The organism is Pseudomonas sp. 18058 (assembly GCF_902706155.1).
GTDB classification, from domain to species: domain Bacteria; phylum Pseudomonadota; class Gammaproteobacteria; order Pseudomonadales; family Pseudomonadaceae; genus Aquipseudomonas; species Aquipseudomonas rustica.
The window spans coordinates 20,936-39,942 of the sequence record NZ_CACSJY010000036.1 but is presented as its reverse complement, the minus strand read 5'-3'; the positions used below and the strand labels follow the sequence as shown (position 1 = coordinate 39,942).

Here is a 19,007-nt window from a genome sequence, read left to right as displayed (position 1 = left end):
AATGTAGGAGCTGCCGAAGGCTGCGATCTTTTGATCTGCTTTCAGGCGCTATGGCTTTGCTGATAGTCCGCCAATGCTGGCAACAACTGCTTGTCGATCGCCTGCCGCACTGCCGGCTGAATACTGGCGCCGCTCGTGTACATGTCCTTGACCATCTTGCGCAGTTCAAACGCACGAACATTATCCAGACCCCGCACCGCGCACTCGCAGGCCTGCTCGGCTGTTGAACCGCTCGGCACCTGAAAACCCAAGGCCTTGAGCTGTCCCAACAGGTCTTCCTGGTCAATCAAATCGGCGTACATCATCACGCAAATCCTTCTGTGGCAACGGAGGTCTTGGCTTGATTCTGTAAGGCCGGAACGGGGACGGCAAGGGCGTTTTGTCTGTGTGGCTGCGACGACTATGAACAGGTCGTTTTCGGCTAACTCGACAGACAGGGGAGTGGGCACACTGGCGCAAGCTCGCTTCACGAAGGTTTGGTCACCCTCGCACGGCAGCTCCTCAACAGTAGCTTGAGCCCCGATCCGGTCACGGCTGGTATCGGGGCTTTTTTTGGACTGGTGAAAAGCAAAAGATCGCAGCCTTCGGCAGCTCCTACATTGGAATGCGTTTCTCTGTAGGAGCTGCCGAAGGCTGCGATCTTTTTACGGTCTAACGCTGCAACACGAGAATCCGCGACAACAACTCATCCCGGTCGATATAGCAGCCCTGAAAATGCCGCGCCCCGGTGGCCGGGTCAAAAGCATTGCGCGCATGCAACGTGCGGCGATTATCAAAGCACCACAGCTCGCCGGGATTGAGCCGCTGCATCAGCCGAAAGCGTGGCTCGCGGGTCATCGCGATAAATCGCCGATACGCCCGATACAACAGCGGCATCTGTTCCACCGACGTATCAAACGCCCCGCGCAAGAAGTTCGCCATGCGAATCTCCTCCACGCTCCCCAGCGCATCCAAAGCAATGATCGGCGCCAGGCAGCGATAGTCGCTATGCCGATCCTTATTGCGAAACTCCACGGGGATTTCACACAGGGCCTGAAACGACGCCGGGTCTTCACTGCGCAACGCATCAGCAATCGCAAAGCCATCGACAAAAATACTCTCGCCACCCTCGGCGTCATTCACCAGACAATGCAGAAATTGCAGCCCCGGTTGCAGCTCACGGGTGGGTAGATCCGTGTGCAATGGCAGGTTGAATGCGGTGTAGGCATTGCTGTCGGCATCGGCCTTGGATTGCACGTTGAACAGCACGCCGAAATTGCTCTCGCGGATGAATGAAATGCGCTGGGCGATGAGTTTCAGTGAACCGGGTTCGGTGGGTACGACGCGTACTTGGGTCAGACCGATGTCGCGAATGGCGAGTATCCATTGCAGGAGGGCGGCGTTGTCGTTCATCAGCGCCGCGTACTCGAACACCGGCAACTGCAAATCGCTGCGCCACAGGTAGGGCTTGGGTTTGGCTTCCATACGTTCTGCGCGGGATTCATCGTCGTAGGCGTGAGCGCGTAGCCAGCCCGGATCAAAACGGCTGAGGTGGCCGTCCTGCCAATCGATGCGTAAGCAGCCATCGGTGTCGATGTGTGAGGCGGCAGGTTTCAGGTCTATGGCGGCATCGACGATCTCGAAAACCTGTTCGCGCGTAACGTTGTAAACGCATTGCTGACACGGGCAATTGTCCCGTAACCAGACATGGTGAAACGGGCTGACGCGGCCGTCAGCCCACTCGATGGCAACACGATCCGCCAGGCTCTGCACGCCGCTTAGCGCGCTGATCAACGGATAAGTACGGAAGTCGGCAACAGCAGCAGCGGTGTTCATGGCGGCTCCTTGCGATCGATGGAATTACCGGGCGGGTGGCAGCGCGATGACGCGGCCGATGTAAGCGGGAGCGGGCAGGTCTTTCTGCTCCGTGACGATGGCTTGCAGACGGCTCAAGGTGTCGGCGCTGAACGGTGCCGAACGTGGCCCGGCGAGGTCGACGTGGAGGAGCATTTGCTCGTTGCCGGCCAGTTCCTGATCGTCACCGACCTTGTGCAGGCTGTGATAGAGGTGCAGGCGTTTGCTGTCGTGGCCGATGATTTGTGTGCGCACCTCGACTTCGGTATCGAGCTTCACTTCGTGGAGATAGTTGAGGTGCAGTTCGAGGGTGAACAGCGAGTGGCCGCTGGCTTCGCGGTTGTTGCTGTCCATGCCGAGGCGATCCATCAGGGCATCGGTGGCGTAGCTGAAAATCAGCAGGTAGAAGGCATCGCGCAGGTGGCCGTTGTAGTCGACCCAGTCGGGGATGATTTTGGTTTGGTAGGTGATGAGGCGGGGCATGGTTTGGGTTCCGGGCATTGGGCGGGTTTTTAAGATCAAGAGCTACCCCCTCACCCCAGCCCTCTCCCCCAAGGGGGCGAGGGGGAAAGGGAGCCGATTTTTATGCTATTCAAAACTTGAGTTCGGCTCGGTGGTGCAAGTCGGCGTAACTCTAACAATCAATTCGGTCAGTCCCCTCTACCTCTGGGAGAGGGCTAGGGTGAGGGCGGCGGTTTGAAGCGAGCCCATTACTCGCTGAACGCCATGCCATGCTTTTCCTTGGTGGTCTTCACCGCCTCAAGGACCGCCAGCAAGCAATCATCACGATAGCGCTCCAGCGCCGAAATGCTGTGCCGACCGAGCTGATCGCTGGTGCCATCGACCACATCATCAATCAACTTGTCAGTCAGTTCCGGCGCCGGCAGATACGTCCACGGCAACTGCAACGCCGGGCCGAATTGCGACATGAAGTGGCGCATGCCCGCATCGCCGCCGGCCAAGGTGTAAGTCAGGAAAGTCCCCATAAACGACCAGCGCAATCCAGCGCCAAAACGGATCGCATCGTCGATCTCGCCCGTGGTCGCGACACCGTCGTTAACCAGGTGCAACGCCTCACGCCACAGCGCTTCGAGCAAGCGGTCGGCGATGAATCCTGGCACTTCCTTGCGCACATGCAACGGGCGCATGCCGAGGGATTCGTAGACTTTCATTGCTGCTTGCACAGCTTCCGGCGCAGTGTTCTTGCCGCCAACAACCTCAACCAGCGGCAACAGATAAACCGGGTTGAACGGGTGGCCGACCACGCAACGTTCCGGATGCGTCGAACTCTCGTAAAACTCACTCGGCAACAGCCCCGAAGTGCTCGAACCAATCAATGCATTCGGCTTGGCCGCTGCGCTGATTTTGCTGTGCAGATCGAGTTTCAGCTCCAGACGTTCCGGAGCGCTTTCCTGAATGAAATCGGCATCGCGCACGCATTCTTCGATGGTCGCGACAAAGCGTAGACGATCCTGCGAAGCACCCGGTGCCAGTCCGTTTTTCTCCAGCGCACCCCAGGCATTGGCGACGCGTTTGCGCAGCGCCGCTTCAGCGCCGGGCGCCGGATCCCAGGCCACGACGTCGAGGCCATGGGCGAGGGCACGGGCGACCCAGCCACTGCCGATGACACCGCTGCCCAGCGCAGCGAAGGTTTTGATTTCGGTGATAAAGCTCATAGGAATTTTCCCGTGGAAAGTAATCCCTGTAGGAGCTGCCGAAGGCTGCGATCTTTTGATCTTGATCTAAAAAAACAAGATCAAAAGATCGCAGCCTTCGGCAGCTCCTACAGGTGAAATTGGGGGGCTGTGAGAGCCCCATTTTTTGGCTGAGGCTTAGCCGCGCTGGGTCAGGCCCATCTTCTTGCGGCCTTCCGCCGGGGTCAGAACGCGGGCGCCGAGGCGGCTGAGGATTTCGCTGGCGCGTTCGACCAATTGGCCGTTGGTCGCCAGCACGCCTTTGTCCAGCCACAGGTTGTCTTCCAGCCCGACCCGCACGTTGCCGCCAAGCAGCACCGCTTGCGCCGCCATCGGCATCTGCATCCGGCCAATGCCGAACCCTGCCCACACTGCATCGGCGGGCAAGTTATCGACCATGGCTTTCATCGTCGTGGTATCCGCCGGTGCGCCCCATGGAATGCCCAGGCACAGCTGAAACAGCGGGTTATCCAGCAAGCCTTCCTTGATCATCTGCTTGGCAAACCACAGATGCCCGGTGTCGAAAATTTCCAGCTCAGCCTTCACGCCCAGCTCGGTAATGCGCTTGGCGCCGGCGCGCAGTTGCGCCGGAGTGGACACGTAAATAGTGTCGCCATCGCCAAAATTCAGGGTGCCGCAATCGAGGGTGCAGATTTCCGGGAGCAATTCTTCTACGTGCGCCAGTCGGGTCAATGGGCCGACCAGATCGGTGTTCGGGCCGAACTCCATCGGGTTCTCGCCCGCGCCGATTTCCAGGTCGCCGCCCATGCCGGCGGTGAGGTTGACGATGATGTCGACGTCCGCCTCGCGGATGCGCTCCATCACTTCGCGGTACAGCGCAACGTCACGGCTGAACTTGCCGGTTTGCGGATCACGCACGTGGCAGTGCACGACGGTGGCGCCAGCCTTGGCGGCTTCAACGGCCGCCGCAGCGATTTGTTTCGGGGTGACCGGCACATGAGGGCTTCTGGCGGTCGTGTCGCCAGCACCGGTGAGTGCGCAGGTGATGATGACGTCGTGGTTCATGGTGCGGTTTCCTTCAGGCGTGATGGGTCTGTCCGCAGCCCGTTTCGGGGCTGCGAAGCGTGGTTCAGTCCTCTCTCTCCCGTCAGGGAGAGGGGCTTTAAATTGAGAGGGTTATTTGCTGGTCAGCTGGAGGTTTTCAGCGGCTGGTTTGCCATCGAACGTGGTCACACCGTCGAGCCAGCGCTGCTTGTCTTCCGGGTGATCCTTGAGCCATTGCTTGGCGGATTCGAAAGCATCCTTGTGATCGAGCAGCGGCTGCATCATCCGGCTCTCGTCTTCGGCGGTGTAGGTCAGATTGCTCAGCAAGCGACCGATGTTCGGGCATTGCTCGGCGTATTTCGGCGCGGTCACCGTCCACACCGTGGCCATGCCTTCGTTCGGGCCGAGGGCGTCTTCACTGCCGGTGAGATAGGTCATCTTCACGTTGACGTTCATCGGGTGCGGCGCCCAGCCGAAGAACACCACGGCCTCTTTGCGGCGCACGGCGCGATCGACGGCGGCGAGCATGCCGGCCTCGCTCGACTCGACCAACTGGAACTTGCCGAGGCCGAACTGGTTCTTGGCAATCATTGCCTTGATCTGCGTATTGGCGCCCGAGCCCGGCTCGATGCCGTAAATCTTGCCGCCGAGTTCCTTTTCGAACTTGGCGATGTCGGCAAAGGTTTTCAGGCCTTTATCTGCCAGATAGGTCGGCACCGCGAGGGTGGCGCGGGCGTCCTTCAGGCTCGGTGCTTCAAGGACTTTGACCTGATTGGCGTCGACAAACGGCGTAATGGTTTGCGTCATCAACGGGTTCCAGTAACCGAGGAACAAGTCCAGACGCTGATCGCGAATCCCGGCGAAGATGATTTGCTGGGACGCGCTGGTTTGTTTGGTGTTGTAGCCGAGGCCGTCGAGCAGTACCTGGGTCATCGCACTGGTGGCGATCACGTCGGTCCAGTTGACCACGCCCATGCGCACGTTCTGGCATGACGCAGGTTCGGCCGCCATGACGCTGGCGCTCAAGAAAGCGGTACCGCTGAGTGCAAGAACACAGCTGCTGATCAGTCGTTTCATGTCGGGTTCCTCGGCAGGTCGTTATTGTGGTTCCCGGCATCTGGTGCGCCGGTGATGCAAAGTTACGCAGCAATGCGCCCGTCAAAGCGCACTACGGCGACGGGCATTTGCACTGTAGCGACCTGCACGCTTGAACGCTGACGACAATCGGCGTATCAACGATCCACGCTCCCCTCCCTCTCGTTACCCGCGAATCGAGTGCGCACATGTCTCAGGATTTCTATTTCTTGCTGATGCCGGGCTTCTCCGCCATCGGCTTTATCTCCGCCATCGAACCGCTGCGCGTGGCCAACCGCTTTCGTGGCGAGCTGTACCGCTGGCACGTACTCAGCGCTGATGGCGGGGCGGTGCTGGCGAGTAACGGTATGTCGGTCAACGCCGATGCTGCGCTGGAACCCCTGAAGAAAGGCGCGACGTTGTTGGTGGTGGCCGGGTTTGAACCGCTGAAGTTCGCCACGCCAAACCTTGAACATTGGTTACGGCGGCTGGATAACGATGGCGTGACGTTGGGCGCCATCGACACGGGCAGCTTTGTCCTTGCCGAAGCCGGGTTGCTAGAGGGCCATCGCCTGACCCTGCACTGGGAAGCGATCGATGCGTTCAAGGAATCTTATCCACAGCTCAGCGTCACTCAAGAGCTGTTCGAGATCGACCGTCGGCGCATCACCTCGGCGGGCGGCACCGCGTCCATCGATCTGATGCTCGATCTGATCGCCCAGGCCCATGGGCCGCAGCTGGCGATTGAGGTCAGTGAGCAGTTTGTGCTGGGGCGGATTCGCCCGCGCAAAGACCACCAGCGCATGGAAGTCGCTACGCGTTATGGCATCAATAACAAGAAACTGGTGCAGGTGATCGGCGAGATGGAGCAGCACAGCGAACCGCCGCTGACCACGCTGCAATTGGCGGAATCGATCAAAGTCACGCGGCGGCAACTGGAACGGTTGTTTCGGCTGCATCTGAACGATACGCCGAGCAATTTCTATCTGCGATTGCGCCTGGAAAAGGCCCGGCAGCTACTGCGCCAGACCGACATGAGCGTGCTCGAGGTCAGCATCGCCTGCGGGTTTGAGTCACCGTCGTATTTCACCCGCAGCTATCGCGCAAAATTCGCCCGCTGCCCCCGCGAAGACCGGCGTACCGCCCAAGCCTGAAATCAAAAGATCGCAGCCTTCGGCAGCTCCTACAGGGAAATGCAGCCCAATGTAGGAGCTGCCGAAGGCTGCGATCTTTTGATCTTACTTTTTCACCAACGCCGAACACGCCGCTTTATAAGCCTCATGCTGATATTTGTTCAGCGTCCCCGGCAGCTCAAAATTATGCTTCTTCGCCTGCGCATTGATCGTCTGCGGCGACAACAGCGTCACCTCACAGCCATCGAGCAACTGCAAAATCCCTTCAATCTTGAACGTCGTCGGCCCACCGGCAAACTCACCTTTCTTGCTGCGCTTCTTGATCGCAATCCTGTCAACCGAATTCTCACGCACAAACGACGCCACCTGCGCTGCGAACAGCTTCACGTTCGCCGCTTCGTCATCTTCGTCGAGGGCGATTTTCTTGGTGGCGAGGGGAATGTGGCTCAGGGTCGAACCGTCGAGAGCGGCCACGGCGATGATCGCTTCGCTGCCTTTGATTTCAATGCCGCAGATGTTCATGGAGAATTCCTTGAAGTGAAGAGGACAGCTTACAACTCAAGCTGACTGGCGGTGATGCCGAATGCCGCTGCAATTTTCTCGCGAGTGGCCTTGCGTGGCTTGGCGACTGATTCCTGCTGTGCAAGCGCCGGTTGCGAAATACGCATGCGTTTGGCGACTTCTTCCTGAGTCAGGTTAAGGTGTTCGCGCCAGGCACGGATCGGTGTGGCCCCATCGACCATCCGACTGACGACCTCATGGGGAATCAGATTTGGTTGTATTTTCTGTGCGACGTATTGCGCATAGGGAATGACCACGAAGGCCGGTTTGCCCTCGGCGTCGTTGATGATTTGGATGTCTTTGGACAATTTCATGTTCGGAGAAATATAAGTCTTTTATAAGATTCGAGGATCTTTGCTTATATTTCTCGCGAGACCAACCAGCAACGTTTGACGGCATGTTGCGAGTAATCAGGATCACTCCTGCCCAATCGACTCCAAAAACTCCGACCGCTCATCACTCATCCGCGCCACGCAATCATTCTGCGCAATGGTAAAAGCCTTGCTCCCCGCCGTAGCCGGGAATGCCTCAACCGCGCAATCCGCATCCCGCGTCTTCAGCCACTGCTGTTGAGCAGTCTTGAGTTTGGCGGTGATGTCCGCCAGTTGCGTGGCGTTTTTGCCGTATGCGGTCTGCATGCGTTCGGTCAGGCTGGCGTAGTTGTCTTTGAGCAGGTCTTCGGCGGTGGTGCGGCTGTAGGTCGAGCATTCCAGGGTCTGGACGTCGTTTTCGACTGCGTCGCACGGGTTGTTGTCGGACTCTTCGGCGGCGTGTACGCCGGTCGCAATCAGTGCCAGGGCCAGGAAGATCGATTTCATTGTTGTCGCCGCTCTAATCCAGTGGTGTTTGCAAGATGCCGGTGATTCTGGCTCAAGCGTGCGGGCTTGGAAAGGTGGCCGGTCGGGGCGGCGGATGACCCTTTGTCGCGGATTGACGCTTTCGGCAATTCCCCTGTCGTTTTTGCACCCGGTCGCCCCTGCACCGAGGCATATGCTGGCCCCAAAGCGCCGGCAGACGATTCGGCGCATGAATCGCCAATAAGGGGACGCCTGATGAGCCCAGCCGAATTACACGCCGACAGCATCGTTATCGACGGTCTGATCATTGCCAAATGGAACCGCGAGCTGTTTGAAGACATGCGCAAGGGCGGTTTGACGGCAGCCAACTGCACTGTGTCGGTGTGGGAAGGGTTTCAGGCGACCGTGAACAATATTGCCGCCAGCCAGAAGCTGATCCGTGACAACAGCGACCTGGTGATGCCGGTGCGCACCACCGCCGACATCCGCAAAGCCAAGGAGCAGGGCAAAACCGGCATCCTCTTCGGCTTCCAGAATGCCCACGCCTTTGAAGACCAGATCGGCTATGTCGAGGTGTTCAAGCAGCTCGGCGTCGGCATCGTGCAGATGTGCTACAACACCCAGAATCTGGTCGGCACCGGTTGCTACGAACGTGACGGCGGCCTGTCGGGTTTCGGTCGCGAAATCGTTGCCGAGATGAACCGCGTCGGCGTGATGTGCGACCTGTCTCACGTCGGTTCCAAGACTTCTGAAGAAGTCATCCTCGAATCGAAAAAACCGGTCTGCTATTCCCACTGCCTGCCGTCGGGGCTCAAAGAGCACCCGCGCAACAAGTCTGATGAAGAACTGAAGTTCATTGCCGACCACGGCGGTTTTGTCGGCGTGACCATGTTCGCGCCGTTCCTCGCCAAGGGCATCGATTCGACCATCGACGACTACGCCGAAGCGATCGAGTACGTGATGAACATCGTCGGCGAAGACGCCATCGGCATCGGCACCGATTTCACCCAGGGTCACGGCCAGGACTTCTTCGAATACCTGACCCACGACAAGGGCTACGCCCGCCGTCTGACCAGCTTCGGCAAGATCATCAACCCGCTGGGCATCCGCACTGTCGGCGAGTTCCCGAACCTGACCGAAACCCTGCTCAAGCGCGGCCATCACGAGCGCGTCGTGCGCAAGATCATGGGCGAGAACTGGGTCAACGTCTTGAAAGACGTCTGGGGCGAGTAACGCTGACTCAAGACCGCCGCCGCACTGCCCCCTCTCCTGCGGGAGAGGGTTGGGGTGAGGGCAGCGGTCACCACTGAATCCACTATTTTTTCTGGAGTTAACTTTCCATGGCCAAGATCGCCCCGCAATTGCCAATCGAAGTCGACAGCGAGACCGGTGTCTGGACCTCCGACGCCCTGCCGATGCTCTACGTACCGCGCCACTTTTTCGTCAACAACCACATGGGCATCGAAGAAGTATTGGGCGCTGACGCCTACGCCGAGATCCTCTACAAGGCCGGCTACAAATCCGCCTGGCACTGGTGTGAAAAAGAAGCTGAATGCCACGGCCTGGAAGGCGTCGCCGTATTCGAGCATTACATGAAACGCCTGTCGCAACGCGGCTGGGGCCTGTTCAAGATTGAGGACATCGACCTCGACAAAGGCACTGCCAGCGTCAAGCTCGAACACTCGGCATTCGTCTACGTCTACGGCAAGGTCGGGCGCAAGGTCGACTACATGTTCACCGGTTGGTTTGCCGGTGCGATGGATCAGATTCTTGAAGCCCGCGGCAGCAAGATTCGCACGGTTGCCGAGCAAGTTTACGGTGGCTCCGAAGAAGGCCACGAAGACGGCTTGTTCACCGTCAAGCCGTTGTAAGTCGAGGAACCCGCCATGGCTTTCGAAGCAATGTTCCAGCCGATCCAGATCGGCAAACTGACCATCCGCAACCGCGTGCTCAGCACTGCGCACGCTGAGGTCTACGCAACGGACGGCGGCATGACCACCGACCGCTACGTCAAATACTACGAAGAGAAAGCCAAGGGCGGCATCGGCCTGGCGATTTGCGGCGGTTCTTCCAGTGTGGCCATCGACAGCCCGCAAGGCTGGTGGAAATCGGTGAACCTGGCGGACGACCGGATCATTCCGCACTTCCAGAATCTGGCGGACGCGATGCACAAGCATGGCGCCAAGATCATGATTCAGATTACCCACATGGGCCGTCGTTCGCGCTGGGATGGCGAGCACTGGCCGACCCTGCTGTCGCCGTCGGGCATCCGCGAACCGGTGCACCGCGCGACCTGCAAAACCATCGAGCCGGAAGAAATCTGGCGGGTGATCGGCAACTACGCCACTGCCGCCGCGCGGGCCAAGGCCGGCGGTCTCGACGGTGTCGAACTGTCCGCCGTGCACCAGCACATGATCGACCAGTTCTGGAGCCCGCGCGTCAACAAGCGTACGGACGAGTGGGGTGGCAGTTTCGAAAACCGCATGCGTTTCGGCCTCGAAGTGCTCAAGGCTGTGCGCAAGGAAGTCGGTGATGATTTCTGCGTCGGCATCCGTCTGTGCGGTGACGAATTCCACCCGGACGGTTTGTCCCACGAGGACATGAAGCAGATCGCCAAGTACTACGACGACACCGGCATGCTCGACTTCATCGGTGTGGTCGGTTCGGGTTGCGACACCCACAACACCCTGGCCAACGTTATCCCCAACATGAGTTATCCACCGGAGCCGTTTCTGCACCTGGCTGCGGGCATCAAAGAAGTGGTGAAGGCGCCGGTTTTGCACGCGCAGAACATCAAGGATCCGAACCAGGCGACGCGCATTCTCGAAGGTGGTTACGTCGACATGGTCGGCATGACCCGCGCGCACATCGCTGACCCGCACCTGATCGCCAAGATCAAAATGGGCCAGATCGATCAGATCAAACAGTGCGTCGGCGCCAACTATTGCATCGACCGTCAGTACCAAGGTCTGGACGTGCTGTGCATCCAGAACGCCGCGACCTCCCGTGAATACATGGGCGTGCCGCACATCATCGAAAAATCCACCGGCGTCAAACGCAAAGTGGTCGTTGTCGGTGCCGGGCCTGCGGGGATGGAAGCCGCTCGCGTGTCGGCTGAACGTGGCCACGACGTAACCTTGTTCGAGAAGAAAGAATTTATCGGCGGGCAGATCACCACGGCATCGAAAGCGCCGCAGCGTGACCAGATTGCTGGCATCACCCGCTGGTTCCAGTTGGAACTGGCGCGGTTGAAAGTCGATCTGCGTCTGGGCACGGCAGCTGACGTTGCGACCATCATGGACTTGCGTCCGGACGTGGTGGTGCTGGCGGTTGGCGGTCATCCGTTCCTGGAGCAGAACGAACACTGGGGCGCCGCTGAAGGTTTGGTTGTCAGCAGCTGGGACGTGTTGGACGGCAAGGTCGCGCCGGGCAAGAACGTGCTGGTGTACGACACCATTTGCGAGTTCACCGGGATGTCGGTTGCCGACTTCCTTGCTGACAAGGGCAGCCAGGTCGAGATCGTCACCGACGACATCAAACCGGGCGTGGCCATCGGCGGCACGTCGTTCCCGACCTACTACCGCAGCATGTACCCGAAAGAAGTGATCATGACCGGCGACATGATGCTGGAGAAGGTTTACCGCGAAGGCGACAAATTGATCGCGGTGCTGGAGAACGAATACACCGGCGCCAAAGAGGAGCGGGTGGTCGATCAGGTGGTAGTGGAGAACGGCGTGCGCCCCGACGAAGAGCTGTATTACGGGCTCAAGGACGGTTCGCGCAACAAGGGCCAGATCGATATCGATGCCTTGTTCGCGATCAAACCGCAGCCATCGTTGAGCACCACGGGCGACGGTTACTTGCTGTTCCGCATCGGCGACTGCGTGGCGCAGCGTAATACCCACGCAGCCATCTACGACGCGTTGCGGTTGTGCAAAGACTTCTAAGCCTCGCGAACGATCGTTCCCACGCTCCGCGTGGGAATGCCGCAATGGACGCTCCGCGTCCGCTTTGGGACGCGGAGCGTCCCGGGATGCATTCCCACGCAGAGCGTGGGAACGATCATTGAACGCCGTGTTTCTCCAGGTTGTACTGGTGGGAGCTTCACCATGTTGAACACCCTTCTTCCAATCCTGTTGTTCGCAGCTCTGGGCCTTGGTGTCCTTGGCGCGTTGCGGCGGGTGGCCATGTGGCTTCGGGGCCGGGCCTCGAAGGTCGACCTGATCGGCGGCCTGTTCGCCATGCCCAAGCGTTACATGGTCGATTTGCACCATGTCGTCGCGCGGGACAAATACATCGCCAACACCCACGTGGCCGCGGCCGGCGGTGCGGTGGCGTCGATTGTGCTGGCGCTGCTGGTGCACGGTTTCGGCCTGCATAACCGCATTCTCGGTTACGCCTTGCTGCTGATGACGGCGGTGATGTTCGTCGGTGCGATTTTCGTTTACCTGCGTCGGCGCAACCCGCCAGCGCGGTTGTCGAAAGGCCCGTGGATGCGCCTGCCGAAAAGCTTGCTGGCATTCTCGGCGTCGTTCTTTCTGCTGACTCTGCCGGTGGCCGGAATCCTGCCGGAAAACTTCGGTGGCTGGGTGCTCGCGGCCATTTTGGCGATTGGTGTGTTGTGGGGCGTGTCGGAACTGTTCTTCGGCATGACTTGGGGCGGGCCGATGAAACACGCCTTTGCCGGTGCGTTGCATTTGGCTTGGCACCGTCGCGCTGAGCGTTTTGGCGGCGGTCGTTCCACGGGCCTGAAACCTTTGGATCTCAATGATCCGTCAGCACCGCTGGGTGTTGAGAAACCCGTAGATTTCACCTGGAACCAACTGCTCGGATTCGACGCCTGCGTGCAGTGCGGTAAATGCGAAGCCGCATGCCCGGCCTTCGCCGCCGGCCAGCCGCTGAACCCGAAAAAACTCATTCAAGACATGGTCGTCGGCCTCGCCGGCGGTACCGATGCGAAATTCGCCGGCAGCCCGTATCCCGGCAAACCAATCGGCGAACACAGCGGCAATCCGCATCAACCGATCGTCAATGGTCTGGTCGACGCCGAAACCCTCTGGTCGTGCACCACTTGCCGCGCCTGCGTCGAGGAGTGTCCGATGATGATCGAGCACGTCGACGCCATCGTCGACATGCGCCGTCACCTGACCCTGGAAAAAGGCGCGACCCCGAACAAGGGCGCCGAAGTCCTCGAAAACCTCATCGCCACCGACAACCCCGGCGGTTTCGCCCCGGGCGGGCGGATGAACTGGGCGGCGGACTTGAACCTCAATCTGCTCAGCGAAAAGAAATCCACCGACGTGCTGTTCTGGGTCGGCGACGGCGCCTTCGACATGCGCAACCAACGCACCCTGCGCGCCTTCGTCAAAGTGCTGAAAGCGGCGAAAATCGACTTCGCCGTGCTCGGTCTTGAAGAGCGTGACAGCGGCGACGTAGCGCGCCGTTTGGGCGATGAAGCAACCTTCCAGTTGCTCGCCAAACGCAACATCCAGACCCTGGGCAAATACAGCTTCAACCGCATCGTCACTTGCGATCCGCACAGTTTCCATGTGCTGAAAAACGAGTACGGCGCGTTCGACGGCAACTACCTGGTGCAGCACCACAGCACCTACATGGCGGAAATCATTCAGGCCGGCGCACTCAATCTCGGTCAGCACAAAGGCAACAGCGTGACCTATCACGATCCGTGCTACCTCGGCCGCTACAACGGCGAGTACGAGGCGCCGCGTGAAGTGCTGCGCGCGCTCGGCATTGAAGTCAAAGAGATGCAGCGTTCCGGCTTCCGCTCACGCTGCTGCGGCGGTGGCGGCGGGGCGCCGATCACTGACATTCCGGGCAAGCAACGGATTCCCGACATGCGCATGGAGGACATCCGCGAGACCGGCGCCGAACTGGTGGCCGTGGGTTGTCCACAATGCACGGCGATGCTCGAAGGCGTGGTCGAACCGCGTCCGTTGATCAAGGACATTGCCGAACTGGTGGCCGACGCGCTGCTCGAAGACGCCGCGCCAAGCAAGCCTGCCACCCCGGCCAAACGTGAACCTGCGGAGGCCCACTGATGAGCGACATTATCCGCCGCGACCCGCGCGCCGAATGGATTGCCCGTAACCGTTTGCACCCGCTGCACGCGGCAATGCAACCGGCGCAGCACAGCTGGATGGGGCCGAACGGCGTCATCCGCAAGAACCTGCACGGCATGGGTTTTATCGGCCCCAACGGCATCAAACGGATCGACCGCAGCGGCGCGCAGCAGGGCGGGGCGGTCAAACGTTCGGCGGCTGTGGAAGTGCAATTGCCGCTGCATCAGGTGCCAGCCCCGGCGTTTTACATCAGCGTGGTGCCGGACATGGTCGGTGGCCGCTTGAGCAGCCACGATCGCGATTTGCTTGGCCTCGCTCATCATCTGGCCGGCAAGGATGGCGCGGTGTTGGCGGTGGTCTTTGGCGAGCATAAGGAAAACGCGTTCGCTACTGCTGGCGTCGATCGTTTGTTGGTGCTCGAAGGTGAAGCCTTCAGCGGTTATGCACCGGAGCAGCGCGTGCAGGGTTTGCGTGCTGTGGATAACCAGTTCAATCCGCGTCACTGGCTGCTACCGGACAGTCGCAGCGGTGGCGGTGAACTCGGTCGACGCTTCGCCGCAGCACTGGGCGAACGCCCGGCGACGCGGGTCTGGCAGGTCAAGGATCAGGATTGCATCGGCCGCGCCGGTGCTGGCTTGCAGGATCTTGCACGTCCGCTCGCGCGGTTGATTCTGGCGTCGGCGGAATGTGCCGAACCGGTCAGCGAAACCCGTCATGAAGCGTTGCCGGTTGAGTTATCCACAGGCGTCGCCCGCAGCCTGTCGCGGATCGAAGATCTTGGTGCTGTGGCGGTCGACCCGGCAGCGATTCCGATGGCCGAAGCGGAGTTCATTTTCTCCGGCGGTAACGGCGTCAAGGACTGGGCGCTGTTCCACGAAACGGCTGCCGCACTCGGCGCCACCGAAGGCGCATCGCGGGTGGCGGTGGACGATGGCTTTATGGCGCGTGATCGCCAGGTCGGCGCGTCTGGCACCTGGGTCACCGCGCGGGTGTATGTCGCTGTGGGTATCTCCGGGGCGATCCAGCATTTGCAGGGCATTGGCGCCTGCGACAAGGTCGTGGCGATCAACCTCGATCCCGGTTGCGACATGATCAAACGCGCCGACCTCTCGGTGATCGGCGAAAGCGCAGAGATTCTTCAAGCCTTGATCGCGGCGGTGGCGGCTTACCGCAACGACGCCAAGCGCGATGCGGCTTAAGGAAACGCTATGAACACGAAAGTTATCAGTCTGGTTTCAATCGGCGCTCACCCGACCTCCGGCCGGCCACGTCGCGCCGAGCAAGATGCGCGCGCTGTGGAGTTGGGCCTGCAACTCGCTGGGGATAACCTGCAAGTGCTGCATGCCGGCGATGTTGCCGAACCGGCGTTGCGCGCCTATCTGGGCATGGGCCTGGAACAGATGCATGTGCTTGAGCAACCGACTGGCGCTGATGCGTTACCGGCGCTGACCGCGTATCTCCGCGATGCGGGGGCGCAAGTGGTGCTGACCGGCAGCCAGGCCGAAACCGGTGAAGGCTCGGGGATGTTGCCGTTTCTGCTCGCCGAAGGTTTGGGCTGGCCGCTGGTGGTCGGGTTGGCGCAGGTTGAGTCGATCAATGATGGATCGGCGTTGGTGCTGCAGGCTTTGCCGCGTGGGCAACGACGTCGCTTGAAGGTGAGACTGCCGTTTCTCGCGACTGTGGATAACGCTGCGCCGAAACCTCGGCAGAGTGCTTACGGCCCGGCGCGACGAGGTGTACTGGAGGCGGACGACGTTGAAGTTATCGATGATGAACTTCTGTCCGTCGCCACCCTGCAACCGGCCAAATCACGGCCAAAACGCCTGAAAGTGATCAAAGCCAAAAGCGGTGCTGACCGGATGAAAGCCGCCACAGCAAAAGCCAGCGGCGGCGGTGGGCAAGTGCTCAAAGGCGTTACCCCACAGGCAGGCGCCGAAGCCATCCTCAAACTCCTCATCGAAGAAGGCGTCGTCCGCTGACACCGCTGACACCGCTGACACCGCTGACACCGCTGATCCTCTGTAGGAGCTGAGCTTGCTCGCGAAGACGGTGTGTCAGTCGGCGGATGTGTCGACTGAAACACCGCTTTCGCGAGCAAGCTCAGCTCCTACAAGTCATTTGTTGACATGAAAAATCCCCGGCATTCCTTTGCGATCAGCTTCAACCACAGGTTAAAACACCCGCTCAAACCCCCGAGGAGTCAAGTGAATGACCGTTGAGTTTCGACCTGCCCGGCGCACGGATGCGCGCGACATTGCGCGTTTGTTTCAGATCTCTTCGGAGGGTGCTTCGGACTACATCTGGAGCCAATTGGCGGAGCCGGGTGAGGCATTGCTCGATGTCGGTGAGCGGCGCTATGCCCGCGATGATGTGGATTTTTCCTGGCAGAACTGCCTGATCGCTGAGGCCGACGGCCGCGTGGTTGGCATTATGCACAGTTACGTCACGCGCGAAGATCCAGCCCCGACCCCGCCCACCGACCCCGTGCTAGCGCCATACGCCGACATGGAAGTGGCGGACACGCTGTACATCTCCAGCCTCGCGCTGCACGAAGGTTGGCGCAATCAAGGGTTGGGCGTGCGCTTCCTCCAGCATGCCCAGGCCCGCGCCGATCAGCTCGCGCTCAAAGGTCTGAGCCTGATCGACTACGCCGCCAACACCGGCGCCCGCCGCTTCTATGAGCGGCATGGCTTCGGCATCGTCAAAACCTGCCAAGTGGTTCCGCATCCGATGATCCGGGTGACGGGCGAGGCCTATCTGATGCACCGAACATGAACTCGGTTATCCACTGACGAGGGTTTACACACAATCCCTGTTGGTCAGTCTGTGGATAACGTGTTCACCCTTCGCTGCAAGTCATGTCTGCCGTGGCTTGCGGGCCGCAGATCAAAAAACAACCAGCTTAAGTTACGGTTTTTACAGGATTTTTCTGCGGGATAACTGCGTAAGTTACCCCCGATCTCTGTTGGCGCATCTGTGGATAAGATGTTCGCTAACCCCTGAGAGCTATATATAACGCGGCTTTCAGAGAGTTGATCAATAACTGATCAATTCGCGCTTTTGACTCGATGAATTGCCCGTTGGGCCTGATATTTCGCAGTCTTCAGGGCTTTTCCACAGCAGGCATTAAGTTACCCCCGATCTCTGTTGGTGCTTCTGTGGATAAGGTGTTTGCCATCCGCTGAAGGCCACGAATGGCGTGGCTTGCAGGTTGTTGATCAAAAAGCGATCAATGTGTTTTCAAAACCGTACTTCTGGATAAGTCACGGTTTTTCTTTGCAAATCAGTGGGATATTTTCCGAGTCATCCACAGTTGTCCCCATTTGCTGTGGGTGGGTGTGTGGATAACTTGTTTGCGGAAGGCTGGGAGGCTTGGTGGGTATGGGGTGTGGGGTGGTTGATCAGAAATTGTGCAATCTGGCTTTAGGGATGTGGTGTTTGTCAGGACGCCTTCGCGGGCAAGCCTTGCTCCTACAAGGGAACTCATTCCATTTGTAGGAGCAAGGCTTGCCCGCGAAGCTTTAGATCTTAGCCCTGTACAGGCACACCTTTGAGGTAAGGCGCAGGCTCGGCCCCAAGGTTGTTCAGCAAGCGCTCGCTGTACCAATCCACAAAATTCACCACACCAAACTCATAGGTCTTCGAATAAGGCCCAGGCTGATACGCCGTCGAGTTGATCCCGCGCTGGTTCTCCTCAGCCAGACGCCGATCCTGATCATTGGTCGCATCCCACACCTGACGCATGCGATCAACATCGTAATCCACACCCTCAACCGCATCCTTGTGCACGATCCACTTGGTGGTGACCATGGTTTCCTGCGCGCTGATCGGCCACACGGTGAAGACGATGATGTGGTCGCCCATGCAGTGGTTCCAGGAATGCGGCAGGTGCAGGATGCGCATCGAACCCAGATCCGGGTTCTTGATGCGGCCCATCAGTTTCGCGCAGCCCTGTTTGCCGTCGAGGGTCATCGACACGGTGCCTTTGAGCAGCGGCATGCGCACGATGCGGTTGCGCAGGCCGAAACTGGCGTGGGCGTAAGGAATCTTTTCGGCTTCCCAGGCTGCAGCGGAGGCGGCGACGTGATCCTTGAACGCCTGATCGGCGCGCGGGTCGGTGACGTCGTCCCATTCCAGCAGGGTTTTCAGCAGTTCCGGGTGCGACGCGTTGCAGTGGTAGCACTCGCGGTTGTTTTCCAGCACCAGTTTCCAGTTGGCTTTTTCCATCAAGGTGGTGGTGATCGCCACCTTGGTGTTCTCCATGTCGTACGGTTCCATGTAATGGTTCAGCGTCGACAGGAAGTCATCAATGGCCGGCGGATTCTCTGCCAGGCTGATAAAGATGTAGCCGCCGGCGGTTTTCACGTTCACCGGTTTGAGGCCGTACTGCTTCATGTCGAAGTCGGCGCCCATTTCGGTGCCGGCGAACAACAGGCGACCGTCCAGTTCGTACGTCCACTGGTGATAGTGGCAGACCAGTTTGGCGACCTTGCCCTTCTCGCTGGTGCACAGGCGCGAGCCACGGTGGCGGCAAACGTTGTGGAACGCATGCACTACGCCTTCAGCGCCACGAATGACGATGATCGGGTTCTTGCCGATCTGCAGCGTCAGGTAGTTGCCTTTGGCCGGGATCTCGCAGGTCATGCCGGCAATCAACCACTCTTTCTGGAAGATCTCCTGCATGTCGATATCGAAAAGGCGTTCATCGCTGTAGAACGGTTGTGGCAGCGAGAACGTGCGCTCGCGCTCCTGGAGCATTTGTGCGGTGGCCTTGCGTGCGGGTTCCAGCGGATCGCCCAGGCTGATTTTTGCGGTGACGTCCATCGATGT

At 59.5% G+C, this 19,007-nt stretch carries 18 protein-coding genes; 8 read left to right on the top strand and 10 right to left on the bottom strand.

Going from position 1 to position 19,007, the window contains the following annotated elements:
* Nucleotides 1-41: 41 nt before the first annotated feature.
* The 6 genes from GVL50_RS19160 to GVL50_RS19135 form a co-directional block, all read right to left on the bottom strand.
* The gene (locus GVL50_RS19160; RefSeq protein WP_007962640.1) at nucleotides 42-305 is read right to left on the bottom strand and encodes a hypothetical protein; all 264 of its coding nucleotides are present in this window, start codon (nucleotides 303-305) and stop codon (nucleotides 42-44) included.
* Between the two features lie 346 nt (nucleotides 306-651).
* Nucleotides 652-1,815: a gamma-butyrobetaine dioxygenase gene (locus tag GVL50_RS19155; RefSeq protein ID WP_159814751.1), complete on the bottom strand. Its 1,164-nt coding sequence runs from the start codon at nucleotides 1,813-1,815 to the stop codon at nucleotides 652-654.
* A gap of 24 nt (nucleotides 1,816-1,839) precedes the next feature.
* A complete protein-coding gene (locus tag GVL50_RS19150) occupies nucleotides 1,840-2,316 on the bottom strand; it encodes a thioesterase family protein (protein WP_159814750.1) in 477 nt (158 codons plus the stop codon).
* A gap of 227 nt (nucleotides 2,317-2,543) precedes the next feature.
* Entirely contained in the window at nucleotides 2,544-3,509 is a 966-nt protein-coding gene (locus GVL50_RS19145; RefSeq protein WP_102900073.1) for an L-carnitine dehydrogenase, read from the bottom strand.
* A 156-nt stretch (nucleotides 3,510-3,665) separates the two neighbouring features.
* Complete coding sequence (locus GVL50_RS19140) at nucleotides 3,666-4,553, bottom strand: 3-keto-5-aminohexanoate cleavage protein (RefSeq protein ID WP_053124567.1); 888 nt, start codon at nucleotides 4,551-4,553, stop codon at nucleotides 3,666-3,668.
* Nucleotides 4,554-4,664: 111 nt separating this feature from the next.
* Nucleotides 4,665-5,609 carry a choline ABC transporter substrate-binding protein gene (locus tag GVL50_RS19135; RefSeq protein ID WP_053124565.1) on the bottom strand — a complete coding sequence of 315 codons (945 nt, stop codon included), beginning with the start codon at nucleotides 5,607-5,609 and terminating at the stop codon, nucleotides 4,665-4,667.
* Nucleotides 5,610-5,815: 206 nt separating this feature from the next.
* Between GVL50_RS19135 and GVL50_RS19130 the strand changes: the two genes are divergently transcribed.
* A complete protein-coding gene (locus GVL50_RS19130) occupies nucleotides 5,816-6,760 on the top strand; it encodes a GlxA family transcriptional regulator (protein WP_159814749.1) in 945 nt (314 codons plus the stop codon).
* 84 nt (nucleotides 6,761-6,844) lie between these two features.
* Here the strand turns inward: GVL50_RS19130 and GVL50_RS19125 are convergent, their stop codons facing one another.
* From GVL50_RS19125 to GVL50_RS19115, 3 genes are all read right to left on the bottom strand, one after another.
* Nucleotides 6,845-7,261, bottom strand: a complete 417-nt coding sequence (locus tag GVL50_RS19125; RefSeq protein ID WP_158959954.1) for a DUF3010 family protein — start codon at nucleotides 7,259-7,261, stop codon at nucleotides 6,845-6,847.
* Between the two features lie 29 nt (nucleotides 7,262-7,290).
* Entirely contained in the window at nucleotides 7,291-7,614 is a 324-nt protein-coding gene (locus GVL50_RS19120; RefSeq protein WP_159814748.1) for a helix-turn-helix domain-containing protein, read from the bottom strand.
* A gap of 102 nt (nucleotides 7,615-7,716) precedes the next feature.
* A complete protein-coding gene (locus GVL50_RS19115) occupies nucleotides 7,717-8,118 on the bottom strand; it encodes a lysozyme inhibitor LprI family protein (protein WP_008083168.1) in 402 nt (133 codons plus the stop codon).
* Between the two features lie 234 nt (nucleotides 8,119-8,352).
* Between GVL50_RS19115 and GVL50_RS19110 the strand changes: the two genes are divergently transcribed.
* The 7 genes from GVL50_RS19110 (at nucleotide 8,353) to GVL50_RS19080 (ending at nucleotide 16,952) form a co-directional block, all read left to right on the top strand.
* A complete protein-coding gene (locus tag GVL50_RS19110; protein WP_159814747.1) occupies nucleotides 8,353-9,330 on the top strand; it encodes a dipeptidase in 978 nt (325 codons plus the stop codon).
* Between the two features lie 107 nt (nucleotides 9,331-9,437).
* On the top strand, nucleotides 9,438-9,968 hold the full coding sequence (locus GVL50_RS19105; RefSeq protein ID WP_159814746.1) for a DUF5943 domain-containing protein: 531 nt from the start codon (nucleotides 9,438-9,440) through the stop codon (nucleotides 9,966-9,968).
* A gap of 15 nt (nucleotides 9,969-9,983) precedes the next feature.
* Complete coding sequence (gene dgcA / locus GVL50_RS19100) at nucleotides 9,984-12,044, top strand: dimethylglycine demethylation protein DgcA (protein WP_053124557.1); 2,061 nt, start codon at nucleotides 9,984-9,986, stop codon at nucleotides 12,042-12,044.
* 162 nt (nucleotides 12,045-12,206) lie between these two features.
* Nucleotides 12,207-14,156 carry a dimethylglycine demethylation protein DgcB gene (gene dgcB, locus GVL50_RS19095; RefSeq protein ID WP_159814745.1) on the top strand — a complete coding sequence of 650 codons (1,950 nt, stop codon included), beginning with the start codon at nucleotides 12,207-12,209 and terminating at the stop codon, nucleotides 14,154-14,156.
* On the top strand, nucleotides 14,156-15,376 hold the full coding sequence (locus GVL50_RS19090) for an electron transfer flavoprotein subunit alpha/FixB family protein (RefSeq protein WP_159814744.1): 1,221 nt from the start codon (nucleotides 14,156-14,158) through the stop codon (nucleotides 15,374-15,376). The genes dgcB and GVL50_RS19090 overlap by 1 nt, the downstream gene beginning before the upstream one ends.
* A gap of 9 nt (nucleotides 15,377-15,385) precedes the next feature.
* Nucleotides 15,386-16,156, top strand: a complete 771-nt coding sequence (locus GVL50_RS19085) for an electron transfer flavoprotein subunit beta (protein ID WP_159814743.1) — start codon at nucleotides 15,386-15,388, stop codon at nucleotides 16,154-16,156.
* Between the two features lie 229 nt (nucleotides 16,157-16,385).
* Nucleotides 16,386-16,952, top strand: a complete 567-nt coding sequence (locus GVL50_RS19080; protein ID WP_159814742.1) for a GNAT family N-acetyltransferase — start codon at nucleotides 16,386-16,388, stop codon at nucleotides 16,950-16,952.
* A gap of 753 nt (nucleotides 16,953-17,705) precedes the next feature.
* Here the strand turns inward: GVL50_RS19080 and gbcA are convergent.
* Entirely contained in the window at nucleotides 17,706-19,001 is a 1,296-nt protein-coding gene (gene gbcA / locus GVL50_RS19075) for a glycine-betaine demethylase subunit GbcA (RefSeq protein WP_053124549.1), read from the bottom strand.
* Nucleotides 19,002-19,007 lie beyond the last annotated feature (6 nt).

Bases quoted from the DNA above. Each gene is read 5' to 3' on its own strand.
- GVL50_RS19160 (WP_007962640.1), bottom strand. From the start codon at position 305: ATGATGTACGCCGATTTGATTGACCAGGAAGACCTGTTGGGACAGCTC.
- GVL50_RS19155 (WP_159814751.1), bottom strand. From the start codon at position 1,815: ATGAACACCGCTGCTGCTGTTGCCGACTTCCGTACTTATCCGTTGATC.
- GVL50_RS19150 (WP_159814750.1), bottom strand. From the start codon at position 2,316: ATGCCCCGCCTCATCACCTACCAAACCAAAATCATCCCCGACTGGGTC.
- GVL50_RS19145 (WP_102900073.1), bottom strand. From the start codon at position 3,509: ATGAGCTTTATCACCGAAATCAAAACCTTCGCTGCGCTGGGCAGCGGT.
- GVL50_RS19140 (WP_053124567.1), bottom strand. From the start codon at position 4,553: ATGAACCACGACGTCATCATCACCTGCGCACTCACCGGTGCTGGCGAC.
- GVL50_RS19135 (WP_053124565.1), bottom strand. From the start codon at position 5,609: ATGAAACGACTGATCAGCAGCTGTGTTCTTGCACTCAGCGGTACCGCT.
- GVL50_RS19130 (WP_159814749.1), top strand. From the start codon at position 5,816: ATGTCTCAGGATTTCTATTTCTTGCTGATGCCGGGCTTCTCCGCCATC.
- GVL50_RS19125 (WP_158959954.1), bottom strand. From the start codon at position 7,261: ATGAACATCTGCGGCATTGAAATCAAAGGCAGCGAAGCGATCATCGCC.
- GVL50_RS19120 (WP_159814748.1), bottom strand. From the start codon at position 7,614: ATGAAATTGTCCAAAGACATCCAAATCATCAACGACGCCGAGGGCAAA.
- GVL50_RS19115 (WP_008083168.1), bottom strand. From the start codon at position 8,118: ATGAAATCGATCTTCCTGGCCCTGGCACTGATTGCGACCGGCGTACAC.
- GVL50_RS19110 (WP_159814747.1), top strand. From the start codon at position 8,353: ATGAGCCCAGCCGAATTACACGCCGACAGCATCGTTATCGACGGTCTG.
- GVL50_RS19105 (WP_159814746.1), top strand. From the start codon at position 9,438: ATGGCCAAGATCGCCCCGCAATTGCCAATCGAAGTCGACAGCGAGACC.
- dgcA (WP_053124557.1), top strand. From the start codon at position 9,984: ATGGCTTTCGAAGCAATGTTCCAGCCGATCCAGATCGGCAAACTGACC.
- dgcB (WP_159814745.1), top strand. From the start codon at position 12,207: ATGTTGAACACCCTTCTTCCAATCCTGTTGTTCGCAGCTCTGGGCCTT.
- GVL50_RS19090 (WP_159814744.1), top strand. From the start codon at position 14,156: ATGAGCGACATTATCCGCCGCGACCCGCGCGCCGAATGGATTGCCCGT.
- GVL50_RS19085 (WP_159814743.1), top strand. From the start codon at position 15,386: ATGAACACGAAAGTTATCAGTCTGGTTTCAATCGGCGCTCACCCGACC.
- GVL50_RS19080 (WP_159814742.1), top strand. From the start codon at position 16,386: ATGACCGTTGAGTTTCGACCTGCCCGGCGCACGGATGCGCGCGACATT.
- gbcA (WP_053124549.1), bottom strand. From the start codon at position 19,001: ATGGACGTCACCGCAAAAATCAGCCTGGGCGATCCGCTGGAACCCGCA.